General features: G+C 46.6%; 20 protein-coding genes. 7 read left to right on the forward strand and 13 right to left on the reverse strand.

All coding sequences use genetic code 11. The features are described 5' to 3' along the window. Window positions 1–71: 71 nt before the first annotated feature. From argC to ACKU40_RS00600, 3 genes are all read left to right on the forward strand, one after another. The gene (gene argC / locus ACKU40_RS00590) at window positions 72–1124 is read left to right on the forward strand and encodes an N-acetyl-gamma-glutamyl-phosphate reductase (RefSeq protein ID WP_320174605.1); all 1053 of its coding nucleotides are present in this window, start codon (window positions 72–74) and stop codon (window positions 1122–1124) included. A gap of 107 nt (window positions 1125–1231) precedes the next feature. Beyond that, the gene (locus ACKU40_RS00595) at window positions 1232–2488 is read left to right on the forward strand and encodes an HDOD domain-containing protein (protein WP_320174606.1); all 1257 of its coding nucleotides are present in this window, start codon (window positions 1232–1234) and stop codon (window positions 2486–2488) included. A gap of 29 nt (window positions 2489–2517) precedes the next feature. After that, window positions 2518–3366 carry a protein-glutamate O-methyltransferase CheR gene (locus tag ACKU40_RS00600; protein ID WP_320174607.1) on the forward strand — a complete coding sequence of 283 codons (849 nt, stop codon included), beginning with the start codon at window positions 2518–2520 and terminating at the stop codon, window positions 3364–3366. A gap of 55 nt (window positions 3367–3421) precedes the next feature. Here ACKU40_RS00600 and ACKU40_RS00605 read toward each other — a convergent pair whose 3' ends face one another. From ACKU40_RS00605 to ACKU40_RS00615, 3 genes are all read right to left on the reverse strand, one after another. Next, on the reverse strand, window positions 3422–3799 hold the full coding sequence (locus tag ACKU40_RS00605; RefSeq protein ID WP_015852824.1) for a response regulator: 378 nt from the start codon (window positions 3797–3799) through the stop codon (window positions 3422–3424). A gap of 214 nt (window positions 3800–4013) precedes the next feature. Continuing rightward, the gene (locus tag ACKU40_RS00610; RefSeq protein ID WP_320174608.1) at window positions 4014–6065 is read right to left on the reverse strand and encodes a ribonucleoside triphosphate reductase; all 2052 of its coding nucleotides are present in this window, start codon (window positions 6063–6065) and stop codon (window positions 4014–4016) included. Continuing rightward, a complete protein-coding gene (locus ACKU40_RS00615; protein ID WP_320174609.1) occupies window positions 6013–6693 on the reverse strand; it encodes an anaerobic ribonucleoside-triphosphate reductase activating protein in 681 nt (226 codons plus the stop codon). Before ACKU40_RS00615 ends, ACKU40_RS00610 begins: the two co-directional genes overlap by 53 nt. 519 nt (window positions 6694–7212) lie before the next feature. Here ACKU40_RS00615 and ACKU40_RS00620 point away from each other — a divergent pair. Beyond that, a complete protein-coding gene (locus tag ACKU40_RS00620; protein ID WP_320174610.1) occupies window positions 7213–7737 on the forward strand; it encodes a hypothetical protein in 525 nt (174 codons plus the stop codon). Here ACKU40_RS00620 and ACKU40_RS00625 read toward each other — a convergent pair. After that, window positions 7703–8005: a hypothetical protein gene (locus ACKU40_RS00625; protein ID WP_320174611.1), complete on the reverse strand. Its 303-nt coding sequence runs from the start codon at window positions 8003–8005 to the stop codon at window positions 7703–7705. The two genes, ACKU40_RS00620 and ACKU40_RS00625, sit on opposite strands and share 35 nt — an antisense overlap. Window positions 8006–8296: 291 nt before the next feature. On the opposite strand from ACKU40_RS00625, the gene ACKU40_RS00630 reads away from it, so the two are divergent. Then, complete coding sequence (locus ACKU40_RS00630; RefSeq protein WP_320174612.1) at window positions 8297–9880, forward strand: hypothetical protein; 1584 nt, start codon at window positions 8297–8299, stop codon at window positions 9878–9880. Window positions 9881–9957: 77 nt separating this feature from the next. On the opposite strand, the gene purU is transcribed toward ACKU40_RS00630, so the two are convergent. Then, entirely contained in the window at window positions 9958–10827 is an 870-nt protein-coding gene (purU, locus tag ACKU40_RS00635) for a formyltetrahydrofolate deformylase (RefSeq protein WP_320174613.1), read from the reverse strand. A gap of 262 nt (window positions 10828–11089) precedes the next feature. Between purU and ACKU40_RS00640 the strand changes: the two genes are divergently transcribed. Both ACKU40_RS00640 and ACKU40_RS00645 read left to right on the forward strand, forming a co-directional pair. After that, on the forward strand, window positions 11090–11749 hold the full coding sequence (locus tag ACKU40_RS00640; RefSeq protein WP_320174614.1) for a trimeric intracellular cation channel family protein: 660 nt from the start codon (window positions 11090–11092) through the stop codon (window positions 11747–11749). Window positions 11750–11860: 111 nt separating this feature from the next. Beyond that, a complete protein-coding gene (locus ACKU40_RS00645; protein WP_320174615.1) occupies window positions 11861–12328 on the forward strand; it encodes a pyridoxamine 5'-phosphate oxidase family protein in 468 nt (155 codons plus the stop codon). Between the two features lie 162 nt (window positions 12329–12490). On the opposite strand, the gene ACKU40_RS00650 is transcribed toward ACKU40_RS00645, so the two are convergent. The 8 genes from ACKU40_RS00650 to ACKU40_RS00685 form a co-directional block, all read right to left on the reverse strand. After that, entirely contained in the window at window positions 12491–13225 is a 735-nt protein-coding gene (locus ACKU40_RS00650) for an ABC transporter ATP-binding protein (RefSeq protein ID WP_320174616.1), read from the reverse strand. After that, window positions 13225–13992, reverse strand: a complete 768-nt coding sequence (locus ACKU40_RS00655) for an ABC transporter ATP-binding protein (protein ID WP_320174617.1) — start codon at window positions 13990–13992, stop codon at window positions 13225–13227. Before ACKU40_RS00655 ends, ACKU40_RS00650 begins: the two co-directional genes overlap by 1 nt. A gap of 26 nt (window positions 13993–14018) precedes the next feature. Next, the gene (locus tag ACKU40_RS00660) at window positions 14019–15095 is read right to left on the reverse strand and encodes a branched-chain amino acid ABC transporter permease (protein WP_320174618.1); all 1077 of its coding nucleotides are present in this window, start codon (window positions 15093–15095) and stop codon (window positions 14019–14021) included. Between the two features lie 12 nt (window positions 15096–15107). Further along, the gene (locus ACKU40_RS00665; protein WP_320174619.1) at window positions 15108–16016 is read right to left on the reverse strand and encodes a branched-chain amino acid ABC transporter permease; all 909 of its coding nucleotides are present in this window, start codon (window positions 16014–16016) and stop codon (window positions 15108–15110) included. A gap of 89 nt (window positions 16017–16105) precedes the next feature. Then, a complete protein-coding gene (locus ACKU40_RS00670; protein WP_320174620.1) occupies window positions 16106–17287 on the reverse strand; it encodes an ABC transporter substrate-binding protein in 1182 nt (393 codons plus the stop codon). A gap of 617 nt (window positions 17288–17904) precedes the next feature. Next, window positions 17905–19893, reverse strand: a complete 1989-nt coding sequence (locus ACKU40_RS00675; protein ID WP_320174621.1) for a methyl-accepting chemotaxis protein — start codon at window positions 19891–19893, stop codon at window positions 17905–17907. Window positions 19894–20107: 214 nt separating this feature from the next. Next, on the reverse strand, window positions 20108–20425 hold the full coding sequence (locus tag ACKU40_RS00680; protein ID WP_320174622.1) for a hypothetical protein: 318 nt from the start codon (window positions 20423–20425) through the stop codon (window positions 20108–20110). A 14-nt stretch (window positions 20426–20439) separates the two neighbouring features. Then, a complete protein-coding gene (locus tag ACKU40_RS00685; protein ID WP_320174623.1) occupies window positions 20440–22017 on the reverse strand; it encodes an aminotransferase class I/II-fold pyridoxal phosphate-dependent enzyme in 1578 nt (525 codons plus the stop codon). Between the last annotated feature and the right edge of the window lie 138 nt (window positions 22018–22155).

Consider the following 22155-nt stretch of genomic DNA (forward strand, 5'->3'; position numbering starts at 1 on the left):
TTACATACCGATCTTCCGGGCGCGCTCAGTCGTGCCCTTTTCTAAAATATTTATCGCAAGGATGGATAATTATGAGTGCCGTACCAGTAGGACTTGTAGGCGTAACCGGATACACCGGGATGGAACTTACCCGTATTTTGAGCAATCATGACGGGATGAAGCTTGTCCGGGTTACTTCCCGTGCTGAGGCCGGTAAAAAATTGGCTGATATTTATCCTTTCCTTAACGGCATGGAGCTTGGCAGCCTTGAAATTACCGCACCGGATGTTGAGGACCTTGCTGAGTCCTGTGATCTGGTATTTCTTGCCGTTCCGCACAAGACAGCCATGAACATCGGCGGGCAGCTTTACGATAAGGGCATCAAGGTTGTGGATCTCAGTGCCGACTTCAGGATTCGTGACCGTGAGACTTACGAAGAATGGTACAAGGTGGACCACACCCGCGAAGACCTGCTTTCCGAAGCGGTTTACGGCCTCCCCGAATTTTACCGTGATCAAGTTAAAGATGCCAAGCTGGTTGCCAACCCCGGTTGTTATCCCACTTCCGTAATTGTCGGGCTTACCCCCGCTTTGCGTGAAGGTCTGGTTGAGACCTCTGACATTGTCATCGACTCTAAATCCGGTACCAGCGGAGCAGGGCGTAAGGCTGCTGTTGGAACCCTTTTCTGCGAAGTGGCGGATTCTTTCCGCGCTTACGGTCTGACCACTCACCGCCATACCCCGGAGATTGAGCAAGAGCTTGCGGTTGCATCCGGAGAAGATATGACCGTCTCTTTTAACACTCACCTGCTGCCCATTGATCGCGGTATCCTCTCCACCATCTATACCAAGTTGAAGCCGGGCGTGACTGCTGCAGATGTTCGGGCTGCTTATGAAAAGGCTTACGGCAATGAAAAGATGATCCGCTTCCTTGCCGAGGGGCAGTTGCCGGAAACACGCTGGGTTCGCGGAACCATGTTCTGTGACGTTGCTGTTGTTCCTGATGAACGCACCGGAAGGCTGATCATTCTTGCCGCCATTGATAACCTCTGCCGCGGTGCTTCCGGGCAGGCTGTTGCCAATGCCAACCTGATGCTTGGGTTTGAAGAAATCAGGGGCTTGTCTCTTGCTCCGATGATGCCTTAATTCAGGAATCTTTATAATCCATCCCGATTGATATTAGGAAAACGCTGAGGTATAGCTTTGCTAACTAAACAGTATCCTTTTTAAAATTATTTTGGGAATGCGAAGTTATGGCGGAACGTTCAGATGTTTTTCTAGATTCTTTCTTTGTTGCCAGACAGCCTGTATTTGACGTGCATAAAGGGGTCTGGGGGTATGAATTGCTTTTTCGCAATTCCGAAGGAAGTAATGTTGCTGATATCGGTGATGAGGATGCAGCCACATCTCAGGTTATTGCTGATGGTTTCGGATTGATACAGGAAGATATCGAAGAAGGGCAGAGATTGCTGGTCAACTTTCCCCGCAATATGCTGTTGGAGGGTGCTGCTGATTTTCTGCCCTCCGAAGTTTGTGTCGTTGAGATTCTAGAGCATGTTCAACCTGAACCGGATGTTCTCGAAGCCCTTAAAGACCTGAAAGAACGTGGCTATGTGCTGGCCCTTGACGACTATATCGGACAGGATGGTTTCGAGCCTTTTATTGAATTGGCTGATATTGTTAAAGTTGATTGTCTCGATTTGAGTCCTGATGAGCTTACCAATGTCGTTGGCAATCTTAAACAGTTGGACGTGATGCTTCTGGCTGAAAAGGTTGAAGATAATGACATGTTCCAGCGCTGTCTGGAACTCGGCTTTGATCTTTTTCAGGGGTTCTTTTTCAGTCGTCCGGAGATTATACCCGGAAAGAAAGTATCCACCAGCAATCTCAACCGCATGCAGCTCCTGAGTTCCATCAGTGGTGACGATTTTGATGTTGATGATCTGACAGAGGCTATCAACTCTGATGTTTCGGTGAGTTATCGTCTGTTAAAGTTCATGAATTCTGCTGCCTTTGGATTGCCCAACGAAATTCATTCCATCAAACAGGCGATCACCTTGATCGGATACAGGAAACTGGCCGGTTGGCTGCGTATGATCCTGCTCTCAGATATGAGCTCAGGACCTGCAGGTAACGAGCTTGCATTCCTGTCCATCAAAAGAGCCAAATTCCTAGAACTGGTATGCTTGGAAATTAAACATTGTCCACTTCCAGCTGAATCAATGTTCATGTTGGGGCTGTTTTCCTTGCTTGATGTCCTGCTGGGCAGACCTATGGAAGAATTGATGGAAGAATTGCCAGTTGAAAAAGAACTCATTCAGGCCTTGGTTGGTAAGCAAAATAAAGTTTCGTTATATCTTGATCTGGTCAAATGTCTTGAGAAAGCAGAATGGGACGAATTGGGGCGTTTGATCATGGGGAATAATCTTTCTTCTCTTGCAGTGGCAAGAAGTCATCTGGCTGCCATGCAGTGGGCCAATGAGGTTGTCCTGATGGGACGAGAAAATTAATCTGATCAAGAACAGGTAAAGATAGTATCGTGAGCAGGGAATACGTTAAACTGGATAAAAAAGATTTTGAACTGCTGCGTCAGCAGATATACCGCATGTGCGGTCTGACTATTTCCGAGGGTAAGGAATACCTGATCCAACATCGTTTCAAAGCATTGTATCAATCCCGTAATTGTCGTTCATGGGGTGAGTTCTATAAGCTTTTAGTGTCAGGTGATACCCATTTCAAGGAAGAAGCGGTATCAGCTATCAGTACCCATGAGACCAGTTTTTTTCGTGACAATCATCCCTTTACATCTATCAGGAACAAGGTTCTTCCTGAACTTTTGAAGAAACGCAGGCCGGGGGCCAAGATAAAAATCTGGTGTGCTGCATCATCCACCGGGCAGGAACCGTATTCTCTTTCCATGCTTATCCACGAGTGGGCCATAACTGTTGGAGGAATCTCACCTACTGATTTTTCGATCCTTGCCACGGATATCTCAGGGGCAGTTATTGAAAGGGCCAAAAATGGGCTTTTCAGCAGTCTGGAGAAGTCGCGGGGATTGCCGGCTGGTTATGATAAGTATTTTGAGAAGAGTGGCATTCACTGGCAGGTAGTTCCTTCTGTGAAGTCTCTTGTTGCTTTCAAGAAGTTCAACCTGCTGGATTCTTTTAGGTCTTTGGGACAATTTGATTTTGTTATGTGCCGTAATGTTCTGATCTATTTTGATGATGCTACAAAAGTAGATATTGTGCACCGCATTCACGATTTGTTGCCGGATAAAGGATATCTCATGCTCGGATCTACTGAAACACTGGCCGGGCATACAGACCGTTTTGCCACCGAACATATGGGGGCTGTACTTCTTTATCGTAAATTGCGTGGAATAAAATAAAAACCGCCAACTTCTTTTAAAGAAGCGGCGGTGATTCTTTTCAGATATATATCCGTTAAATATCGTATTTTGTGCCGAATAAGGTTCTGATCTTCTGGATGAACATATCCATATCCGCAACAGGCTTAAGCAATACGTTATCAGAGGAAATGCCGTAAGCCCGGACATCCGGCGGAACAGCATAGTCAACGGATCCGGTATGGATGATGAAATCCATATCCGGGTGCAGTTCTTTTAAGTGAATGATGAGATCATTGCCATGCATTACCGGAAGGCGCATATCTACAATGGCGATGTCGGCATGTTCGGTTTTCATCAGATTCAGGGCTTCTTCGGCGCTTCCTACCGAAATGACATCAAGGCCTTCGTCTTCAAGGTAATCGACAAGGTTTTCCCTGACCATCTGCTCATCATCTACAACCAGAATTCGCATATACTCTCCATCTCATATCATCTTTGATTCTTTGAGCAATGAAGTCCAATGAAATTAATCTCAGACTTGTATCATTTTCACTGTTAACCATAATGCAATGTATTTTTCTTGGCAATGAAAATGAGCGCAAAGTTATCCTTTGTGGGGTGAAATGAAAAAAGGGAGATCTTTTTTAAAGATCTCCCTTTGTCATTCTAAAATGCCGTATGGATTGTTAGCAGCAGAATGTATTGTATACTTGTCTGTCTTTATATTCTGCCTTCTTGCCTTCATTCCATTGTTTAACCGGACGATAGTAACCGACAATTCGGGTGTAGACTTCCGATTCAGAACCGCATTCAGGGCAGGTATGGTGTTCGCCTTGAATATATCCGTGTTCCTTGCAGATGGAGAAGGTCGGAGTGATGGAGAGGTACGGGATTTTGGTGTTGCGAAAAGCTTTGATGATAAAGCTTTTCAGAGCATCAAGATCGGCTGTGGATTCTCCGAGGAAGGTGTGGAATACCGAGCCCCCGGTGTACAGGGGCTGTAGTTTGTTCTGATGGGTGAGAGCCAGAACAACATCATCGGAAACTCCTACCGGAAGGGTGGTGGAGTTTGTGTAATACGGAGTTCCATTACCGGAGGTCTTAATGTCGGCATAAAGGGACTTGTCAATTTTTGCCAGACGGTAGCTTGTGCCTTCAGCCGGGGTGGCTTCAAGGTTGTAAAGGCTGCCGGTCTCTTCCTGGAATTGGGAGGTCAGATCACGCAGGTGGTTGAGCACTCTGGTCATGAGTCTGATTCCTGAAGGCGTCTCGATTCCTTTGCCCAGCAGGTTCAGGCAGGCTTCATGTCCGCCCAGCAGACCGATGGTGGAAAAGTGTCCTTTGTAGCCGTTCTTGAGATAACGGCGGGACCACGGGAACATGCCGTTATCAAGGTTGGTCTGGATCAGTTTGCGTTTGAACTCAAGGGAGTTCTTGGCCTGAATGGCATACTCCTCAATGAGGTCGAGGAAATCCTCTTCGCCCTGTGCCAGATAAGCCAGCTTAGGCAGGTTGAGGGTGACCACGCCGATGGACCCGGTCAGGTCTCCGGCTCCGAAGAGGCCTCCGACTTTGTTGCGTAGTTCACGCAGGTCCATCTGCAGACGGCAGCACATGGAGCGCACGTCTTCGGGGTTGAGGTCGGAGTTAATGAAATTCTGGAAATAGGGCACGCCGTACTTGGCAGTCAGGTCGAGCAGGGTGTGGCCGATTTTGGAATTCCACGGGAAATCTTCGGTTACGTTGTATGTGGGGATGGGGAAGGAGAATATGCGGTTATGCTGATCTCCGTGAACCATGACTTCAAGGAAGGAGCGGTTGATCATCTCCATTTCCTCTGCATATTCACCGTAGGTGCTGTCTTGAAGTTCTCCGCCGATAATTACCGCTTCCTTGGCGATGTGCTTGGGCGGAACTAGGTCGAAAGAAAGGTTGGTGAACGGGCTCTGGCCTCCCCATCTGGAGGTGGTGTTCAGGTTGAACACGAACTTCTGCATGGCCTGAAGCACTTCTTCGTAGCTGAGGCCGTCGTGGCGGATGAACGGGGCGAGGTAGGTATCAACGTTGTTGAAGGCCTGAGCTCCGGCCCATTCGTTTTGCAGGGTGCCGAGAAAGTTGACCATCTGGCCGAGGACAGCGTCAAAGTGACGTGCCGGTCCGGCACAGGAGCGGCCTTCAAGGTTGAAACCTTCGAGTAGAAGGTCGCGCAGGGACCATCCGGCGCAATAACCAGCCAATCCGTAGGAAAGATCATGAATGTGGAAATAGCCGTGTTCGTGAGCCTGCCTGATTTCCTCTGGGTATTTTTCAAGGGCGTAACGAGCCTGAATTGTTCCGGAGAGATGAAGCATGAGACCCTGAAAGGAATGGGTCATATTGGCATTTTCAGCCACGCGCCAATCACTTTTTTCAAGGTATTCGTCAATTGTTTCCTTGATGTCGAGATAGGCGTCTTTTTGATTTCTGAGCCTGCGGCGGTTGTCGCGGTAGAGAATGAACTTTTTGGCAACGGAGTGCAGACGGGAATCCATAAGCACTTCTTCGACCATATTCTGAACATGTTCCTGCTCAGGGATGTCGACTCCTTCGAGCTTGTACTCAACCTTTCTGGCCATACGTTTGGCCATGAGCGGGTCTTTAATACCGCTGGCGCTCAGTGCTTTGAAAATGGCCTGTGCAATTCGCTCAGTCGACCAGGTCTCCAACCGGCCGTCTCGCTTCATTATCTGCGTGGGCATGATCTCTCCTTGGAGGAATGTAGTTCTGGATGGTCAGGTCAAAGCCATCCGGAAGATAACTCTTGGCAGTTTCAACATCTTCATCTGTAAGGATAGGCACCTTGGTCAGACGAAAATAGAAGGCTTTGGGGTTGGCTTCGGCAAGCTCGAAAATCTTTTCAAGATTTTTCTGTGCCGCTTCAGCGGTAACGGCCTGCCCGGTCAGGGCAGGATACTTCTCATACGGTCCTTTAACATCAACGGCGAACATGTCCGCCAATCCCTGCTGGAGAATATCTTCAAGAATATCAGGAAGCATGCCGTTACTGTCCATCTTAATGGGTAGTTTGGATACTTTCCTGATTTCATAAAGAATTTCACCAAGGTTCGGTACCGTTGTAGGCTCGCCACCAGTGATAGTGACCCCGTCAAGCCATTTTGCTCGGTTCCTTAGGAAAGATTTCATGTCTTCTCTGGACAGAAGGGGCAGACGCTCCATATTCCACGCCATGTCGAAGTTATGGCAGGTGGGGCAGTTTAAGTTGCAACCGCCGAAGAAGAATACGCAGCTGGTCCGGCCGGGCCAGTCGCAAAGACTGAGCGGCTCAATACCGCGGAGATGATTCCATCCAGAAGAGAGATCGTTCATGATATTTATTTATTGAATTTTGTGTTTTTTAGAGAAAGTTTTCGACCTTGATTTGTTTCAGGTCCCATGAATTATGGGTTGAATCAACTTCGGAAAGAATACTAACTCAGGGGTCTAGTTTTGTACAGGGGGGTGAAAGAAAAATTGTTGTTACATTGTCATTACTGTCGATTATGAGTAAATATTGCTAAATAATGAAAAACCGTAAAAGTTTTCCACAAGTTCATAACCTTCAAAGAGCACGAAAAAACAGGACTTTTTCTAAACAAAGTTTAGAAAAAAAACTTGTTCTTAATGTCTGGGGTCAGTTTTTGACAAGGTATGGGAAAATAGTAAGGAAGGTTGTGCAGTTGCACAAAATGATCAGTTCTTTTAGCATGGCAGCGTATGATTTGAAAAGATTTTTTGTAGTGAAATTAAAAATTATTGTGTGCAGCTATGTCTATTTAAGGCTAAAGCCGGACGTCATTCCGGCCGAAAAATTATATATCTGAAACAGATCCTTTTTCGTGAGGTATTATGAGAAGCCTTTTGCTCATCTCTATATTAACAGTTCTTTGTTATGTCTCGTCACCGGCACAGGCCAGAAGCATGGAGGAAGAGCGGGCCTTGTGTCTGACCAGAAGCGCCCTTGCCCGGGCTCAGTGCAAGGATCCCCATGAATTTAGTTATGTTGGTAAAAAACAAGGTAATATTTACATCTATAATTCTTTTTATGGTGCTAAGTATACGGATTTCTTCTGTAAGATAGAGGATGGTGAGATTGCGATAATGTCTCGGAAAAAGAAATTCCGGCGCAGTGTTAAGTATTATATTGATGAGAATGAGTGCGGAGTTATTGAATATTTCCCTGCTTCCTGCACAAAGCGTTCAGTGATCAAGTGTTGTTTTCCAAAGTCTGAGAAAGAACTGAAGGCTGATAAGGAAGCAGAATTCTGGCAGCGTTCCGTACCTGACTTGTTGAAGGAAGATCAGGAAAATGCACTTAAGGAGTTGCAGAATAAGACTTCTAAATCTTCCGAAACCAAGCCAGAAGCGCAATAGCGGGGGTCAGGGCGTAGAGGGGCCAGTATAATTGATTATAGGTAAAAAAGATTACGGCACCGAGGAGGAAAAGAGCGTAGACCCATGCTTCACCATGCTTGGAAAAGCGTTTGTCCTTTTCCAGTTTCAGATGAAACATGTTGCGGCGCTCCTGCTGAGCTAATTCAGATTCCAGCCGTTTTCTGCCGGATTGCAGTTTATGTCCGCATTTGGAGCAGACTTTTGCTGCATTGTTGTTTTTTTGGCCGCATTTGTTGCAGGTTATCATTAAGCTGTAACCCCATGGGTATGTTTCTAGTATTAAGGTTCGGTGGTCTTGGTAAATAATAAAATATGCGAGATCGTCAATATTTTATTTGTTTATCTGGTTCAAGCAAGAAAAGTACCATTGTTTTCAACTGGTTCTTTTTCTATAATCGATCATTTCGTGAGGTCGCTCAGTTATCTTTCTTGCATGAGTGGTGTAAGCTAAGGCTTATAATTCTAAACTTCTTGACTATTATAGCTGAATTGAGACATTTTCATTCAAATAATTTAAGAAATTGTTGATGGAGTTTTCATGAGTGACGTGTCCCAGGAAAATGCGCAGGTTCCTGATAAAGATAAGCGGATTGATTTTTATTTGAAGGTACTGACTCGCCTAAAGGAGCGCAGTACCCTGCGTGAAGTACTTGAACGTGAGGTTTTCCTTGAGTTTATCAAGTACAATAACAACCGCATTAATGAATTCCCTTTGCTGGAAAAACAGCAGAGCGGGATTATCGCGCTTTTATGTCACCGTTCCATTGACCTTCCGTCTCATGAATATATCAAGAAGATCCTCAGTGAATTCATCCTGATGATCGGTCGCTTCAGCAAGCTTAAGGACGGCAAGGATAAGGATGCCTTGGATGCCATTCGTTCCCGGCTGATCAATGCTGAAACTTTGCTGATCAAGACTGTTCAGGGGGTGGTTTATGCCTCCTGTCTTATTTCCGATAATTTTGAGGAAGTAACCCTGCGTCATTTGGGCGAACCCGCGCTCAAGAAGTATAATGCTTTGCTTGAGCAGTATGAGTTGGATAAGAATTTCTGGAATGCCCTGATTGAGCAGTTCATTACTCAGGAAGTCGAATCTTCCCTTAACGAGATAATCACCAATGAGCGCTACACCCTGACCCGGGATAAGAATTACGTTATACTGCGTTTCCCTTTTGATGATGTCACCGGGCGTTTTTCTTCTGATCTCCCTGCTATTGATAAAACAAGAATTCAAAATGCATTTGAACAGGTTGGCTCAGATGAGGAGTCGGTGCAAGTCCTGAAGATGACCTATAACTCTCTGCTGGATAGCGGTATTCTGGTTCAGGGCGATGATCCGGTAAGTAATGATACTGTTGAGCGTATTGCCCGTATTGTCTGTATTGATCCGGCTACTACCAAATTCAAGCAGGATTACGATGCCGCCATGGAAGCCTTGCGTGAGTCTGCTTATTCAGCGGATAGTGCGGAAAAAGAGGCGGAAATGGCTCGTAATATGCAATTCTCGCAGGATCAGATTGGGGCATGTGCTGTCGGGGTCAGTCTTACTCTTGATATTGTTGTCCGTGAATTTTTACTGGGCCTGAAAAATTTTACCCAGCGAGATGAAAAGGTTCTGTCCGTTTTTCTGCGTATGTTCGGCGTGGAAGCCTTGGATAAGCTGTTCTTTTACCTTACTGAAGTTAAATTTTCCGCTTTGCTTAAGAGGAAAATACAGGGTGAGGAAAGCAAGATGCAGCTGCGGGTACTCAAACGCAGGCGTGCTGCGACCAAGGATGTGTTGGCGCTTAATGAAATTGGGATGACCCGTATCCGTATGGCCAGACTTTGGCTTAAAGATTCTGCAAATCAAAACTGGTTGCTTTTTAAGCAGAACACCGCTCAAGATTTGGTAAAAGAGATGCAGCTGTTGGCACTTGAGAAAGAACTTGCTACTGCAATTCTAAGGCTTTATGAAAAGGGCGATCACAAGGTCGAGTTCCTTGTCTTCATCAGCTTGCAGGCTGTTGCCAAAGCTACCAAAGATATTCGCGGTAAGCTCAATGATTTGTTCATGCGTTTCGGTATCGGTGAGCAGAGCGATGAGCAACTGGCCAAGAAACTGTCGGCTTCCACAAAGTAAAAAATTGTATTTCAAGCAATAAAAAAGCTCTCCCTGCGCATGCAAGGAGAGTTTTTTTATTCTCAAGTCAATAAATACTAAGTAAATACAACAGTCTTGTTGCCGTCTACCAGTACTCTTTCGGTGAGGTGCCATTTAACGGCTCTGCTGAGTACCTGACGTTCAATGTCCCGGCCGAGGACTTTGAGTTCTTCGTAGTCGTGACGGTGGGAAACGCGGATGACGTCCTGTTCAATGATCGGACCCTGATCCAGTTCTTCAGTAACATAGTGGGCGGTTGCACCGATGAGCTTAACACCGCGCTCTCCGGCCCTGCGGTAGGGGTCGGCGCCAACGAATGCAGGCAGGAAGGAGTGGTGGATATTGATGATGCGGTTGGGATAGGCATCAATCAATTTGGGTGTCAAAATCTGCATGTAGCGGGCGAGGATGACCAGATCGGCATTGCCTTCCAGAAGCTCAAGGATTTTCTTTTCAGAAGCTTCCTTGTTGTCTTTTTCGACTGGAACGTGATGAAAGGGAACATCGAATGACTCAACCGCCTTACGCAGATCATCATGGTTGCTGATGACCATGGTGATCTCGGTGTGGAGTTCGTCGCGCTTGGCCCTCCAGAGCAGGTCCATGAGTGCATGGTCGAACTTCGAGACAAGGATGGCTGTTTTCTTTTTGATCCATGCCGGATTGATGTTCCACTCCATATCGAATTTATCAGCAACCTTTTCGGCGAATTCTTGTCTGAACTCTTCAAGGCCGTCTTCAATTCCGTTCATATGAAATTTCATTCTGAGGAAAAAACGTCCGCCAACGGGGTCGCTGGAATGCTGGTCGGAATGGATGATATTTGCATTCTTGGAAAACAGGAAGCCGGAAACCGCTGAAACTATTCCGGGTCTGTCCTTGCAGGATACAGTCAAATACGCTGTTGATTCTCTTGATGATGTCATTGTTTAACTCGATATAAAAATAAATTTGTTCCAAAAAAAGGGAATTCTTCTACCAATTCAGCTCATGGCAGGCAAGTCAAAGTAGCGTGTGTGATATATATGAAATTTTAAGTTTTTTTAAAAAATGCATTTAAAAATTTCGAAATTATAAAAAAACGCCTTTACAACTATTGAATCAGAAATTATCTCAGGCTCGTTTTCGCTTTTAGGAAAAGTGAACATATAAAAAATAAATGCAGTCTATCTGCTTTCGAGGTTGGATATGAGTGTTTTAAACGGTGAAATGGTCCAGTCCGCAATCAACGGATTTATGTATTTCGGCGATATTGTATTCGCGGTCAGTGGAGCGTTGGCTGCTGGAAGGCGCAGGATGGATATTGTCGGCTACGTGCTGATCGGAACCATTACCGGGCTTGGTGGCGGGTCTCTGCGCGATGTCCTGTTGGATCATCCTGTCTGGTGGACTCATGAGCCGGTAGAGTTGTATCTGTGCATAATGGCAACTATGTTCACATATTTTTGCCGTCTTGAGATCAAGGACCGTTACAAGGCTACTGCATGGTTTGATGCCCTCGGATTGAGTGCATTTGCTGTTACCGGAAGTTCTGTCGCATTTCTACAGTCGCAGGTGCCGTGGACAGTTGCTGTGTTTATGGGAGTTATGACTGCAACCGGGGGCGGGGTGATACGTGATGTATTGACCGGAAACCGGCCCATGATCCTTTGCGGCGAGCTTTATGCTGTGGCTGCCCTTGCCGGAGCGTTTGTCAACGTGGGCATGATGACATTACATGTGCAACCAGAAGTTGCCATGGCCTCGGGATTCATGGCTACTCTGGTTCTGCGGGGAGCGGCAGTTGTTTTTGATATCCGTCTTGGCCCTCCCGGTGAATTTGTAAGAGTCGGCGGACGCAGCAGGTAGTTTTTCAGGGCCTTTTTTAACTGACACCATTAAATTGATGTAAATTGTATCTTTATGTTGGCTGACTTCTAAAGTAGTTGTCTGGGTGTAAGTTCAAACCGGAGAAATACTATGTTTAGAGAAATTCAGAATACCAAGAAGATATTACCCGAAGGGTCTGTTCAAGAAATTCTTGAAGCCGGTGAAGAGGGGGTCCTGGCTACTTGCGGTGAAGACGGTTATCCATGTGTCACCCCGCTAAATTATGTGTATTACAACGGGGCCATCTATTTCCATTGTGCATTGACCGGACATAAGCTGGATAACATTGCATTTAATCCCAAAGTTTCGTTTTGCGTTTATGTTGATACAGAGCTCTTGCCTTCAAAATTCAGCATTACGTTCAGGTCCGTTGTTGTCTTCGGAAAGGCTGAAGAAGTTTCCGGCAGCGAGAAGAAGGAAGCCCTGCTCGCACTGGTGCACAGGCTCTCCCCGGATCATATCCCCGCAGGAGAAAAGTACATTAATAATGATATGGACAAGACGCGGGTGCTCAAAATCAATATTGAACATGCCACGGCAAAAGGGCGTGTGAAGTAATTTTTTGCATTACATAAAAATACTCAAAAGGGCTGGTTTGACCAAAAGTCAAACCAGCCCTTTTTTTTAGAGCACTATTTATAAACGACGCAGCGAAGCTTAATAAAAGTTTTTGGGATTCTTAAACTCTTTTTACAGAAAGGGTTTAAGCAGTCGGAGGCATTAGCCTCCCAAATATGCTTTCTTCACTTCAGGATCATTTATAAGTTCTGCAGACGAACCTTGGGCGACAATTTCTCCGGTATCAAGCACGTATCCGCGATGGGCGAACTTGAGTGCAAGATTTGCGTTCTGCTCAATTAAGAGAATTGTGAGTCCCTGTTCGTTCAATTCCTTGAGGGTCCGAAACATGTCGTACATGAGCAGTGGCGCAAGGCCCATCGAAGGCTCGTCGAGCATGATGAAATTGCATTTGGACATGAGCGCACGGCCCACGGCAAGCATCTGCTGTTCACCGCCGGAAAGGGATTCACTGCGCTGCTTGCGGCGTTCCGCAAGGCGCGGGAAGAGTGCGAAGACGCGGTCGTAATCACCATGAACTTCCTTGATGGAATCTTTGCGGGCGTATGTTGCCAACTTGAGGTTTTCCTCGACGGTGAGGTTGCCGAAAATATGCCTTCCTTCAGGTACTAGAGCCAGATGCAGGTCGGAAATGACCTTGTGCGGCGGCATGTCGAGGATGGAATCTCCTTTCCATGAGATTTCGCCTGAGATGACCTTGGGAGCTTCCGGCGGGGGAAGGCGGCTGATGGAAAGCAGGGTGGTGGTTTTGCCCGCACCGTTGGCTCCGATCAGGGTAACGATTTCCCCTTCATTAACATTGAACGAGATGCCGTGCAGGGCTTCAATATTACCGTATTTCACGCGGAGATCTTTGATTTCAAGTAGAGTAGTCATCAGATTGAATCATCTCCCAGATAAGCTTTGATAACAGTCTCGCTGGACTGGATATCTTCAGGGGTTCCTTCGGCGATGGTTGCGCCGAAATCAATGCATTTAATCCATTTGCAGAGAGTCATAACCACCTTCATCTGATGTTCAATCATGAGGATGGTAATGTCGAATTCATCGTGAATCCACTTGATGAGCTTGATCAGACCTTCAACGTCCGAAGAGTTGAGACCTGCTGCAGGTTCATCAAGGAGCAGCAGCTTGGGCTGGATGGACATGGCCCGGGCGATTTCAACCCGTCGCTGTAATCCGTAGGGCAGGTTTGTGGGCAGCTCCTCGGCGTATTGCTTAAGATCCATGAATTCCAGCAGTTCGGTGGATATACGCTCAATTTCCTTTTCCCGCAGGTAGTAATTCTTCGTACGCATGATGGCATCGAAAAAGCCGTAGCCCATGCGGTAATGTTGGGCAATGCGGATGTTGTCCATGACGGTCATGTCGTGCCAGAGCCGGATGTTCTGGAACGTGCGCGCCACGCCCTGCGCTGTCACCTGGTGCGGTTTGAGTCCGCGTGTGGTCTTTCCTGCGAGGGTTATGGTTCCTTCTGTGGGCTGGTAGAATCCGGATATAAGGTTGAAGATAGTGGTTTTACCTGCTCCGTTAGGGCCGATCAGCCCGGTAAGGGAACCTTCCTCAAGTTCGATATTAAAATCGGATACGGCCTGCAGCCCTCCGAATCTCTGTGTAAGTCCGTCTATACTTAATAGTGACATTTTATCTCCTTTTCTCGCGGTGTTGCCTACTTGAATTTGTAGAATTTCTTGAGCCGCGGGAACAGGCCGGGCAGTTCCTTGTTACCCATGATTCCTTCGGGTCTAAACTGCATGAGCAGAATCAGGGTCAACGGGATAAGTACCCATTTCCAGACCTGACTGAGATGGTAAGTGTCCGGAAGCAGGTTCAGGAAATGCATTCCGGTATCGAGGGCCGGGATGATGAAACGCAGCAACTCGAGCATTACCGTGAAGAATATGGCCGAAAGTATTGATCCTCCAAGTGATCCCATGCCGCCGAGATAAACCATTACAAGGCATTCGGTGGATTTCATGATGTTGAAGGATTGCGGGTTTACATAACCGAGTACATGGGCAAAGAGTGCGCCTGCTACCCCGGCAAGGCCGGAGGAAAGCATGAAGGCAGCCATTTTCATTTTGTTGGTATCAACACTCATGATCTCGGCGGCAACTTCATCCTGACAAATGGACATGATACCTTTGCCGTAGGTGGATGACACAAAGCGACGGATCATCCAGATGCTCATGAAAGTGCCGAGGATTACCCAGATCATCATCCACGGTATGTCGATCACATCTTCCATGGCGTTGACTACCCGTTTCATGCCCATGAAACCGCGAGGTCCTCCAATGATGTCCATGTTTTCAATGGCGGATATGACCATGTAGTTAGCGGCAATGGTGATGATGGCCAGATAGTCACCCCTTGTCTTGAAGGAAGGGACAGCCACGATCAGTCCGGCCACTGCGGAAACAAGTCCTGAGATAATTACCACAATTGGAAATCCCAGCGGAGCAAGTTCCGGGGGCAGGATTGGAGTGCCGAAAATCTTGTCCTGAGTGAATAACATTACGCTCAAGACAGAGGATACGTAGGCTCCGATACACATGAAACCTGCATGACCGCATGAGAATTCACCCATGTATCCATTCACAACATTCAAGCTTGAGGAAAGGATGATGTTGATGCCGATGAACATGATTACCGACTGGATATAGAGGTCGAGCGCGCCGAACTGGGAGAGGGCAACAACAATGGCGGCCATGGCCCAGAGTCCGATATTAAAACTGTACTTCTGCATTCTGTGTCCGCCTTAAATCTTGGTTGTCTTGGCAACGCCGAATATTCCGGTGGGCTTCATCCAGAGGATGATAAGCAGGATGGAAAAGGCGAACAGGTCCCGGAAAGTTGAGGGGAATACAGCGACAACTCCGACTTCGATGAAGCCGAGCAGAAATCCGCCGATAAAAGCCCCGCGAATATCTCCGATACCGCCTACAACCGCAGCGATAAAGGCTTTCCAGCCGATGAGGGCACCCATGTACGGTTCAAGGATAGGGTAGGACATTGCAAAGAGCAGCCCTGCAAGACCGGCCATGCCGGAACCGAGCACAAAGGTGAATACGATTACATTATCGATGGGGATACCCATGAGCGGAATGGCAAATTTATCGTAGGAAATGCCGCGCATGGCCATGCCGATTTTTGTCTTGGTGACAATAAACTGCAGGAGCAGGAAGACGGCAATAGCTGCGAAGATAACAATTATCTTCAGGTTGGTCACCGAGACATTGCCGAAGGTGTAGACCACCTTGTCGAGCAGTTCCGGAAATTTTTTACGGCTGGCGCCAAGCAGGGCGAGGTTGCCGTTTTCAAGGATCAAGCCGCACATAAGGGCAGTAATAACCACGTAAAGCCGATGCGCACCTTTTCGTCTCAGGGGGCGGTAGGCGATGCGTTCGATGGTTACCCCTACTCCGGCGGTGAGGATCATGGTCAGTGGAACGGTTAAAGCCAGCACCATCCACGGGGCAAAGTCCAGAAAGCCGAGCAGGGCGGTGGCAACGAAAAAAGCGATGTAGGCTCCGACCATGAAAATATCGCCGTGGGCAAAGTTGATCAGGAGCAGAACACCGTAAACAAGGGTGTAGCCCAGCGCAATGAGAGCATAAAAGCTGCCCCACTGCAGGGCATTGAGCAGGTTCTGGATGAGGATATCCACTTTCCGTCTTTCCTCTTTTCTGTTTTGGGCTGTTGTGGGGGATTATCAGGCGGCGGATTAGGTCCGCCGCCTGAGATTATTTCAATGAACTAGGGGCAGACGGATTCGGCGAATACAAAATTACCGTTTTCGTCAATGCGTACAACAACGGCGCATTTGATGGGGTCTCCCTGGCTGTCGAATTTCATGGAACCGGTGATACCTGCGAATTCCTTGATGGAGCTCAGGGCATCACGGATAGCTTTACGTTCGGTTTTCAGGTCGGAACTATAAGAACCGGCGTCCTGAATAGCCTGAAGCACGAGGCGGGCGGCATCCCAAGTGAGGGCGGCTACATCGTCAGGGGTTTCGCCGAATTTTGCTTCGTAGCGGTCAATGAATTCCTTGGTTGCACCTTTAGCACCGGCTGCAGCGTAGTGGGTTGAGAAGAACTGGCCTTTGCAGTCGTCACCGCAAAGCTTCATCAGCTCAGCGGAACCCCATGCATCAGAACCCATGAAGGGGCCTTTGTAGCCGAGGTCGCGGGCCTGTTTAACAATAAGTGCAACCTGGTTGTAGTTATCGGGAACAAAGATGAAATCAGGATTGGAGTTGATGATTTTGGTCAGCTGGGCTGAGAAATCCTGATCTTTGGTTCCGTGTGATTCAAAAGCTACAATGCCATTAGTTCCGTTTTTCTTTTCAAATACTTCCTTGAAAATTTCAGCGAGTCCCTTGGAGTAGTCGTTTGAAATGTCAAAGAGTACAGCAGCTGTTTTTGCTTTAAACTGTTTGGTGGCGAAGTTTACTGCAACAGGACCCTGGAAAGGATCGAGGAATGCTGCACGGAAAACCCAGGGGCGGTTTTTAGTGGTGTCCGGGTTGGTGGACCACGGAGATACCATGGGGGTGCGGTTGTCGTTACAGGTTCCACCTGCGGGGACAGCCTGTTTGGAGGAGTTGGGGCCGATGATTGCAACTACGCCATCCTGTTCGATAAGTTTCAGGGCAACGTTTACTGCTGATTCTGCTTTGGATTCGTTGTCTTCATAAAAGAATTCGAGAGGGATTCTTTTGCCGCCGACTTCAAGGCCGCCTTGTCCGTTTATGTCAGCAAGAAGCATTTCTGCTGCGTTCTTGGAAGCCTCGCCAACTTTGGGGATATCCCCGGTGAGCGGAATGTTGAAGCCGATCTTGATTTTTTCGTCCTTTTTTGAACAGCCGCTGACAACAATCATAGCCAGTCCGAGTACCATGAAAGCCAGAAGCGACCTGATAATCAATTTTTTCATTCTTTACCTCCTGAAGTGTTCATTGAGAATTCTGAATTTGTCGTTAAGTGAAAAAAAAATATCGCAAATGGAAGATTTTAAAAAGACATTTTTGCAAAAAAGCATGTGTTTCGACTAATATTCTTTTATTTCAGTGTATTGTACAATGGTCTTTCTTTGTGATATTCTATACGATTTAGATATTAAATAATACGAAATGCGTGTTGAATTAAAATAAATACATATAAATCAGTAAATTAAGTGTAAAGTATTGAAGAGTGAGTGTTTGAAGAAATGTCCTTGTTGTCTCGGTTGTATCATTGTTCGGTATAAAATTGTAAAAAATAGAAATTTTAGAATTCATTTTGTTATTTCAAAAAAAATATAGGGATAAATTTTGGAAAAATGAAAATTAGTATTTGGAGAGAAGTTCAGTTGAAAGATTTGTTATGAAGGAAGGTCTTTTTTAAAACATAATAAAAATGTTTTTGTTGTTTTAGTTGTTTTAATATAGGTAGTTATGGTTCCTTGACTGTTTGACAGTTTTTGAATGATTACGCAGTCAATGCTCTTCGAAAAAAGTAAGGCCCCTTAATGCTAAGCATTAAGGGGCCTTACGGTTGTATGTAGTTGAAGTTTTAAAGCTTAAATCTGTCCATCATATCTTTGAGAGAACGAGCCTGCTGGTCGAGATCTTTGACTGCTTCTTCAAGTTGGCGTGAACTGTCAAGGTTCTGCTCTCCTGCCTGTTTTATAGAGCCTAGGGCCACTGCCACCTGATCCAGTCCGGCCAATTGTTCCTGACTGGAGGCTGCGATCTGGGCAGAGGACTGGGCTGACTGGTTGATTACGGTGCTCAGGTTAAGGATTGCCTCTCCGGTCTGAGAAGAAAGAGCTGCACCTGTTTCAACCGCCTTTCCGCCTTGCTCGGTGATCATTACCGCAGAGCTTGTGGCTTTCTGGATGTCGGCAAGGATTGATTGGATCTGAGCCACGGATTGTTTGGACTGATCAGAAAGGTTCCTGATTTCCCGGGCTACCACAGTGAATCCACGTCCTTCTTCCCCGGCCTTGGATGCTTCAATCGAAGCGTTTACCGCCAGAATATTGGACTGATCCGCAAGATCGTTCACTACATAAATAATGTCGCCGATATGCTGGGACTGCTCGGAAAGTTTTACGATAGACTGAGCAATGGTATCCATCTGGGTGCGGATATCTTTCATGCCAGAGGATGCTTCTTCCGCTGCCTTCTTGCCTTGCTGTGAAGTGAGAACTGCTTTACGGGCTACATCGGCCACCTGTCTTGATTTTTCGTTGGAGAGATGGGCGGTCTGTTTTACTTCTTCAACTGTGGCATTGGTTTCAGCTACAGCACTTGCTGTTTCCGCTGCACTAGCTGTTAATTCTGCTGAAGCAGCTGAAATCTGGCTCAACGATGAAGAAAGGGTGCGCACGGTTTCATGAATACGTTGGTTATCGTCTTTGAGGGTTTCAACCATGGTCGCAAGGGCTTTTCCGATGGTGTCATTTTCGGAACGGGGTTTTGCATCCACGGTTAGATCGGAGTTGGCGACTCTTTCCATGGCTTCAGCCATATTATTGAGCGATTCAGTCATTTTGTTGAAAGCGCGAGCCAGTGAACCGAGTTCGTCATGACGGTCAGTTCCTTTAATCCCTATGCTCATATCGCCTTCGGCAATGCGGTAGGCTGCTTCAACAACTTTGCGTAAGGGAAGGGTGATATTACGTCCTACAATTACAACAGCAGTAACGCCAAGGACAAAGGCAATAATTCCGAATATCCAAGTGTTCATTATGGCCCTGTTGTTGCGTGCCTGCAAGGAAGGACCTAGTTTTTCCTGATCCGAAATGACAGAAGATTTAGCCTGTTCGATCAGGGTGGTCATCTTGGGACCGATGACATCCAGTTCGGTGTTAAGCAGCTTGTCACGGGTGGCAGTCTGAGAAAAAAGTTCGTTGAGACTTTTGGCATAAGCGTCTTTTGCTTCTTCTATTTCATTAAGCAGCAGTTGGTTCTGTCCTTTTAAAATAGATTTGAGCTGGATCAGTTCTTCATTGACCGAGTTCATTTCAGCTAAGGCTCTTTTTTGATGAGAATCAGAACTTTTTTCAATGAATTTAGTAGTATATAGTCGTACAAGAACTAAGTGGCGAACGCCCTTGGCGCAGTGGTAAAGGGCAGCGGAACTACTTTGGGATTTCCCTAGATTGTTGATTATGCGAGCAAAATTCTGCTCCATGATGTCTCCTGCCGGAACCAGTATGGAGTATGCCTGATTGTCTCTTTCTATCTGGGCTTTTGCCACTTCAGCAAAGCTTGCGTCATAATCTGCCAGAAGTGTTTTAATCTCTTTTATGATTCTTACCCTGCTGTCTGAGGCGAGCTCATTTTCAGCCTGCTCAAGCAGGGGGAAGATTGTTTTTGCATTTTCAAAATATTTGCGACTGTATTTCTTGTCGCCGGTAATGATGTAATCCTTAACCTGAGTTTGACCTTGCAGTATGTTGGCCTGAATCTTGCCGATCAGGTTGGAATCCTTGGCAAAGAATCGGTAGTCAGTAAAACCGGAAGAGGATTTTTGCAGTGCCAGCATAGATTCCATGCTCACAATTCCAAAAAGGACGAAAACAACAATAAAGCTACAGAATATTTTTTGTCCGACAGTAAACCTTTTCAGCATGACGCAAAAAATCCTTTTGTTTGTTTAGCAATTAATCATAGGCAGTGCTTCTTTTATAGAAGCACTGCCTGTATATTTGCCTAGTCATTACGCCAGAGAGTTCTGACTTGCAAGGTGCGCTGGAATTGAAACGATATTATTCGTAGTTTGAGTCGCAGAACTCGGTACATTTACCTTCCACACTTTGAATCAGCTGCAGGCATTCCTGCCGGTCGGGACTGGAATTTATTTTCATACGTACACTTTCACAGCTCATGCGGCATTCTTTGGCGGATTTGTATGGGGCAAGTGTGATTTCGGAATACTTGGCACATATGGAATCCTGAGCGTCGCACATTTCTTCCGTGGGGAGTGATCTGCAAAATGAGCTAACATCCTGCATGCTGGTGGGGTGCCCTGAGCATCCGGCCAGAAACAGGAGCAAGATGCTGCTCAGAAGAACTTTATTCAACATGGAATCCTCCAAGTTTATAAAATGTTTTTCATGGCTGCGAGAAACATTCTGTTACGGGAATTGTTGCCGATGGAAACAGTCATCAGGTCCGGAAGTCCGAAGTCATCGAGTTTCCTGAGTTTGAATCCAAGGTCCAGCATTTCTGCATATAGTTTCTTTGTCGCAATTGGAGCACTGAACATGATGAAATTACTCTGGCTGGGGTAAACTGTGCAACCGAGTTCTTCCAGACCTTTCTCTACGCGTTCCCGGCCTCTTATGATCAGGGCTATGGTGGAGTAATAGAATTCGTTATGGTTGAGTGCTGCCAGTCCTGCCCCGATATTCAAAGGACTGATAGGGGTGGGCAGTCTGGATTCTTCAAACTCCCTGGCTCTTTCGCTGTTCATGAGAGCGTATCCAAGCCGTACTCCCCTGAGTCCGAAAGACCATGAGAAGCTGCGCAGGATAACCAGATTGGGTGCCTTTTCCAGAAAATTGACCATGGAGTAATCGTCTTCAGGCCATGAAAACTCAATCGACCTTTCATCGACAATAAGGATGGTCCTTTTCGGCAGCAGGTTGGCCATGGTTGCCAGTTCTTCAGCAGGCAGGCCGTAACCGGATGGTTCATCCGGGTTGGTGATGATTACTGCTGCAGTGTTTTCGTTTGCGGTTGTCACCAGATGGTCCAAGGGCGGTGAATAGTTCCGGCCTCTGGGCAGGCGAAGAAGTTCGACACCGCATAAGGCCGCGACGCTGCTGTATTCGGGCATGCCGTATTCATAGCTGAGTACATGGTCGACCCCGGGTATGGCGGTTAAGCGCAGGGTCAGATCAAGAATTTCAACAGCTCCTCCGGCCATGAGTACACATTCCTCCGGAACATCATGCTGTTTTGCAAGACCGAATTTGAGGCTGTCCGCAGAACCGTTCTCAAAGGCGGAGCAATTGTTGGCCATATTGACGATGGCGTTAGAAACGGCCTTTGATACTCCCAGCGGGTTGGAATTGCTGGCAAGATCGATTTCTTTCTTGATTCCGTATTTTTTACGAAAAGCTGCCGGGCTGAGTTTCTTGCCCGGTTTGGGTTTTTCTGCCGGAATTTCGTTTTCCTGAATTTTTTCAACAGGAGCTTCCGCAGTTTCGGGCTCAGGTTCCGGTTTGGGGGCAGGAGAGGGCTTTTCAGCTTTCTTTTGCGGTTCAGTTTCCGCAGGTGTTGCTGTGGGTTTCGAATACATTTCAAGAGGCAGAGTGATTATGCGGATGTCAAAATCGTCACTCAGGGTGGCGTTACTGACAATCTCATTGAGTTTGTCGAACGAGTCAATGATGATATTCAACAGGTCATTGTTGAGTTCAATCTCATTTTTAAAAACCTGATCAAGGACTTTGCCGATCTTGTCGGCTACGCGGCTGATGTTGGTAAGCTCAAGCAGCGATGCACTTTCCTTGAGGGAAACAAGTATCCCATAGACCTGTGCAACAGATGCTGCAGAGGGGAATGAACTTTTTTCCATCTCAATGAGTACATTTTCAATCTGGTCCAGTTTGTCCAGAGATTGTTCCACGAAATGTTGCAGTGCTACATCTTCTTGTAAATCAGCAGTCATTTTTCTCCCCTTTGGCGGGTTTATTAAGATGCTATAGGGGCCAGAATGCCCCGCAAGCAAAAACTAGCTTGGTGATTAAAAGATATTTGTGCAATTTTTTTTAGAAGAAATCCATTATCTTTTTATATTCCTGAATGA

Source organism: Maridesulfovibrio sp. (assembly GCF_963666665.1).
In the GTDB taxonomy this organism is placed as follows: Bacteria; Desulfobacterota; Desulfovibrionia; order Desulfovibrionales; family Desulfovibrionaceae; genus Maridesulfovibrio.

Excerpts from the sequence above, each read along its gene's own strand:
- argC (WP_320174605.1), top strand. The coding sequence starts at position 72 with ATGAGTGCCGTACCAGTAGGACTTGTAGGCGTAACCGGATACACCGGG.
- ACKU40_RS00595 (WP_320174606.1), top strand. The coding sequence starts at position 1,232 with ATGGCGGAACGTTCAGATGTTTTTCTAGATTCTTTCTTTGTTGCCAGA.
- ACKU40_RS00605 (WP_015852824.1), bottom strand. The coding sequence starts at position 3,799 with ATGCGAATTCTGGTTGTAGATGATGAGCAGATGGTCAGGGAAAACCTT.
- ACKU40_RS00610 (WP_320174608.1), bottom strand. The coding sequence starts at position 6,065 with ATGCCCACGCAGATAATGAAGCGAGACGGCCGGTTGGAGACCTGGTCG.
- ACKU40_RS00615 (WP_320174609.1), bottom strand. The coding sequence starts at position 6,693 with ATGAACGATCTCTCTTCTGGATGGAATCATCTCCGCGGTATTGAGCCG.
- ACKU40_RS00620 (WP_320174610.1), top strand. The coding sequence starts at position 7,213 with ATGAGAAGCCTTTTGCTCATCTCTATATTAACAGTTCTTTGTTATGTC.
- ACKU40_RS00625 (WP_320174611.1), bottom strand. The coding sequence starts at position 8,005 with ATGATAACCTGCAACAAATGCGGCCAAAAAAACAACAATGCAGCAAAA.
- ACKU40_RS00630 (WP_320174612.1), top strand. The coding sequence starts at position 8,297 with ATGAGTGACGTGTCCCAGGAAAATGCGCAGGTTCCTGATAAAGATAAG.
- purU (WP_320174613.1), bottom strand. The coding sequence starts at position 10,827 with ATGACATCATCAAGAGAATCAACAGCGTATTTGACTGTATCCTGCAAG.
- ACKU40_RS00640 (WP_320174614.1), top strand. The coding sequence starts at position 11,090 with ATGAGTGTTTTAAACGGTGAAATGGTCCAGTCCGCAATCAACGGATTT.
- ACKU40_RS00645 (WP_320174615.1), top strand. The coding sequence starts at position 11,861 with ATGTTTAGAGAAATTCAGAATACCAAGAAGATATTACCCGAAGGGTCT.
- ACKU40_RS00650 (WP_320174616.1), bottom strand. The coding sequence starts at position 13,225 with ATGACTACTCTACTTGAAATCAAAGATCTCCGCGTGAAATACGGTAAT.
- ACKU40_RS00655 (WP_320174617.1), bottom strand. The coding sequence starts at position 13,992 with ATGTCACTATTAAGTATAGACGGACTTACACAGAGATTCGGAGGGCTG.
- ACKU40_RS00660 (WP_320174618.1), bottom strand. The coding sequence starts at position 15,095 with ATGCAGAAGTACAGTTTTAATATCGGACTCTGGGCCATGGCCGCCATT.
- ACKU40_RS00670 (WP_320174620.1), bottom strand. The coding sequence starts at position 17,287 with ATGAAAAAATTGATTATCAGGTCGCTTCTGGCTTTCATGGTACTCGGA.
- ACKU40_RS00675 (WP_320174621.1), bottom strand. The coding sequence starts at position 19,893 with ATGGAATCTATGCTGGCACTGCAAAAATCCTCTTCCGGTTTTACTGAC.
- ACKU40_RS00680 (WP_320174622.1), bottom strand. The coding sequence starts at position 20,425 with ATGTTGAATAAAGTTCTTCTGAGCAGCATCTTGCTCCTGTTTCTGGCC.
- ACKU40_RS00685 (WP_320174623.1), bottom strand. The coding sequence starts at position 22,017 with ATGACTGCTGATTTACAAGAAGATGTAGCACTGCAACATTTCGTGGAA.